The organism is uncultured Leptotrichia sp., from assembly GCF_938036635.1.
Taxonomy (GTDB): Bacteria; Fusobacteriota; Fusobacteriia; order Fusobacteriales; family Leptotrichiaceae; genus Leptotrichia; species Leptotrichia hongkongensis.
On record NZ_CALHQO010000009.1, the window covers coordinates 1 to 4,229 of the forward strand.

Sequence of the window (4,229 nt, forward strand, 5' to 3'; positions counted from 1 at the left end):
TGTGATAATTCCTATTCCGCCAAGCTGAATTAATATCATAATAACTGTTTTTCCAAATAAATTATAGACTTTGCTCACATCATTTACTGTAAGTCCCGTTACACAGACAGCTGACGTTGCTGTAAACATACCCTCAAGTAAATTTGTTTTTTGTCCATTTTCTATTGCAATTGGCAAAGAAAGCAAAAAGCCGCCTATTAATATAATTATTACGAATGATACTAAAATTACGGTGTAAGGGGAAATTTCCTTTCGTTTTCCTAACATCAGAATCTCCTAACTTTCTGTTTATATAAAATTATTTTTAATTTTTAAATAATCCAAAAATCAAAATCTTCACTTATCTGATCATATTTCTTATCTTTTCCTAATATATCTGTGAATTCTTTAAAATCTTCTCCCATTCGTCTCAGATATTCTTCATTCCCTATAATTTCCTCTATTTTTTCAGAAATTCCATCCCATGCTTTATAAATATCTGGTATTATTTTCAATCCTTCCTCCGTTATTTTTGAAAAAGAATTTTTTCCAGCTTTTTCTCTTTTAACATACCCTTTAGCAACCAGTTTATCAACAAATCTCGTAACTGTTGAGGGAGCTATTGCTAATGTTTCTGATATTTGATTTACTGTAAGCCCTTTTTCTTCTTCTTTCAATATAATCATAAGAAATCCATGTGTAGGGTAAATATCCATTTTCTCAAATGATTCTTCTGCAATTTTATTAACCATTCTAAACATTTTTGAAATTGTAAAATATATACATTTTTGAATTTCTGATTTTCCTTTATTATTCATATTTTTCACTTCCTCACTATTTTTATTTGTTATTTGCCATATATTTTTCCCAGCAAAACAGCCATGTCAGCTTAATAATAATATACACAGGAATAGCAACAAATGCCCCGCCAATACCAAATAATGCTCCTCCAACAAGAACTACCAGAAGTGTAGTAATTGGGTGCATTTCTACAGATTTTCCTGTCAGCCATGGTTTTACGATATTTGCTTCTATTGTTTGAACAATTGTAATCAGTACTACTATCAGGATTACCAGCTTAAATGATTTTGTAAAAGCATAAAGTATAGCAGGAATCAGTCCAATAAAAGGCCCGATAAATGGAATCACATTTCCAAAACCTATAATTACTGAAAAAAGCATGCTATAATCCATTTTCAAAAAATAAAATATTACAAATGATACAATTCCAACTATCATACTGTCAAGCGCTGTTACAAGTATATATTTTCCGATTGTCTCATCTATATTCTTTATAAGCACTATTAATTCTTCCCTGTCCATATTTCTCAAAATCCGTTTTACTCCATTTTCAAGATTATCATAACTGAAAATAAGCATTATCGTAAAAATTGGAGTCATAAACAGCAAGCTAAATGTACTGCTTATAAGAGAAAAACTAGAACTTAGAACATTCATAACATTGGAAACGATTACATCTTTTGAACTCATAAGCGAACTTCGTAAATCAATATTATTGCTTTCAAGAAAACCAAAAAAGTTATTTTGCAGTTTTTCCTGGTTTTTTAATAAAAAGTCTATAAGACTTGATATTTGTTTTGTAATTATTGGCACAATTGTCAAAACTATATAAAGAAAAATTATAAAAAATACTGATAATACTATTAAAATCGCAGTAGTTCGATTTAACTTGTATTTTTCTTTTTTATTTTTACTGGAAAGTTCATTGAACAATTTCATTTTTTTACTTCTTTCTTCATTGTCCACACCCATTTTTTCAATTTTTTCGAGCTCATCCAGTTTACTGTTCTTTATAAAATTTTCATTTTTATCTTTTTTACTAATCATATCAATAAAAGGCATTAGACAGTACACTATTACAAACGACAAAATAAAGGGAAAAATGGTACTTGTAACCATTCGTATTGATTTTGCAAAATTATCATAAACCTTAAAAAATAATAAAAGTGCCCAAAGTGCTAAAACCACAACAATTAGTACATTTCTTAGTTTTAATAATTTTTCTTCATCATAAAACTTCATTTGTTCTTCCTTTCTACTCGTTAATGTCTATCCAAAGGACTTGTCACTTTTCTTGTTAAACACAATATCAATCGGACATCCTTCAAATCCAAAATATTCTCTTAATTTATTCTCAATATATCTTTGATAAGAAAAATGTATTAATTCTGGATTGTTCGCAAAAAATGCAAATTTTGGCGGTGCCTGACTTACCTGTGTTGCATAATTTATTTTTACTGCCCGTCCTTTTCTTGTAGGCACTGGATTCTGTGCTATCATTTCTGCCAAAATCTGATTCAATAGTCCAGTTGATATCTTTTTATGGTATTCTTCATTGATAAATTTAGCCTGTTCTAGTATATTCAACGTTCTTTTCCCTGTCAATGCCGAAATTGTAACAATTGGAGCATAATCTAAAAATGCTAAGTCTGCTTTTATCAAAGCCGTAAATTCCTTTACACTGTTGTTATCCTTTTCAATCAAATCCCATTTGTTTACAGCAATAATAATCGGCTTTCTCTCCTCATAAATCATCCCTGCAATTCTTTTATCCTGATCTGTCAAAAGTTCTGTTGCATCTAGCATCAGCACACACACATCTGCCCTTTTTATAGCTTTTATTGTACGTAATACACTGTAATATTCAATGTCATCTTCCACTTTGGATTTTCTACGGATTCCCGCTGTATCAATTAATGTATAGGTTTCTCCGTTATATCTCAAACTCGAGTCAATCGAATCTCTAGTCGTTCCGGCAATATCACTTACAATCGAACGTTCTTCATTTAAAAGCTTATTTACAAGTGACGATTTTCCAGCATTCGGTCTTCCAAGAATTGCAATATTAAGTCCTTCTTCTGTCCTTTTTATTTTCTTATCCTCAAATTTATTAATTACAGCATCAAGTAAATCTCCTAAATTAGTCTTATGCTCTCCAGAAATTCCAATAACTTCTTCAAATCCTAGTCCATAAAATTCAAAAATATTTTCCTGGTCACGCATATAATTGTCAATCTTATTTACAGCTACAACAACCTTTTTATCCTGCCTTCTAAGCACAGTTGCCACATCCTCGTCAAGCCCAGTAATCCCAGCTTTTCCATCTACTAGAAATATAATTACGTCCGCCTCGTCAATTGCAACCTGTGCCTGCTGCTTAATTTTCCCCATCATAAAGTCTTCTGTACGTGGCTCAAGCCCTCCAGTATCTACCAAGATAAACTCTTTTCCGCTCCACTCCATCTCACGATAAAGCCTATCTCTAGTAACCCCTGGCTCATCCTTCACGATAGACAGCCTATCACCCACGAGCTTATTAAATAACGTTGATTTTCCCACATTAGGTCTACCAACAATCGCTACTGTATGTTTCATATTTTCCTCCAATTTTCTATTTATTTTTTCCCTTTTAAAATTATCAATCCAAATTTTTTTACAATTTATAGTAACTCCACTTAAAAATTGAAATAAAAATATGTGAAAAGCAATGGATTGGCTATAGATACAGCCTAACCTTACAATTCCATTTTAAACTAGATGCTATATAGCAGAATTTTTCAAACTCAACTTTCATTGTTTTTTCCAGTTTTCATCAATCCCATTTTGAAAGCATTCACGCATAATTTCAAAAGAATTTGAATATACAATATATTTTATCATATTTTTTGTATTTTTATTAGTCTTTTTAACCAAAATCCTTTAAAACTGATAAAAAATCACAGCTAACTTAATAACTGTGATCTCTACATTAAAATATTTATCCCAATATATAGCCCTTAAATAAAAGTCCTACGGCAACTCCCAGCACACTTCCCCAAAACACTTCCACCGGCGTATGTCCCAGCAGCTCCTTAAATTTTTCATTAATTATTTCTATTCCTTCGTGATGCTCAATTGCCTCTATAAGCGTATTCAAGGCTTTTGCATGTTTTCCAGCCTGCTGACGGACTCCTGTCGCATCATATAGGACAATTCCTGCAAATACCATGGAAATTGCAAATTCAATGGAACTAAGCCCCTTCAGCAAAGATACGCCCGTCACAAGGGAAACAACCGTTGAGGCATGGGAACTTGGCATTCCACCTGTCTGGATAAGTCTTGCCCACTGGGGTTTCTGTCCCTTGAATACAGGAAAAAAAACTTTGTAAAACTGTGCTGAAAAGCATGAAATCGCCGCAACATCAAGAAGCCTATTTCCAAACAGTATTCCTCCACTCATTTACTTTTTC

4 protein-coding genes and 1 pseudogene are annotated in these 4,229 nt (G+C 32.0%); all 5 read right to left on the reverse strand.

The features are described from left to right. Positions 1-267 (reverse strand): annotated as a pseudogene (locus tag Q0370_RS00080) (potassium transporter TrkG); the annotation flags it as partial. Between the two features lie 44 nt (positions 268-311). Continuing rightward, a complete protein-coding gene (locus Q0370_RS00085) occupies positions 312-797 on the reverse strand; it encodes a MarR family winged helix-turn-helix transcriptional regulator (RefSeq protein ID WP_147006207.1) in 486 nt (161 codons plus the stop codon). A gap of 22 nt (positions 798-819) precedes the next feature. Beyond that, entirely contained in the window at positions 820-2,022 is a 1,203-nt protein-coding gene (locus Q0370_RS00090) for an AI-2E family transporter (protein ID WP_299570419.1), read from the reverse strand. 27 nt (positions 2,023-2,049) lie between these two features. After that, positions 2,050-3,375, reverse strand: coding sequence for a ribosome biogenesis GTPase Der (gene der / locus Q0370_RS00095; protein WP_299570421.1), 1,326 nt, complete (start codon positions 3,373-3,375; stop codon positions 2,050-2,052). A 382-nt stretch (positions 3,376-3,757) separates the two neighbouring features. Further along, a complete protein-coding gene (locus Q0370_RS00100; protein WP_026745189.1) occupies positions 3,758-4,219 on the reverse strand; it encodes a divergent PAP2 family protein in 462 nt (153 codons plus the stop codon). Between the last annotated feature and the right edge of the window lie 10 nt (positions 4,220-4,229).

Excerpts from the sequence above, each read along its gene's own strand:
- Q0370_RS00085 (WP_147006207.1), bottom strand. The coding sequence starts at position 797 with ATGAATAATAAAGGAAAATCAGAAATTCAAAAATGTATATATTTTACA.
- der (WP_299570421.1), bottom strand. The coding sequence starts at position 3,375 with ATGAAACATACAGTAGCGATTGTTGGTAGACCTAATGTGGGAAAATCA.
- Q0370_RS00100 (WP_026745189.1), bottom strand. The coding sequence starts at position 4,219 with ATGAGTGGAGGAATACTGTTTGGAAATAGGCTTCTTGATGTTGCGGCG.
- Q0370_RS00090 (WP_299570419.1), bottom strand. The coding sequence starts at position 2,022 with ATGAAGTTTTATGATGAAGAAAAATTATTAAAACTAAGAAATGTACTA.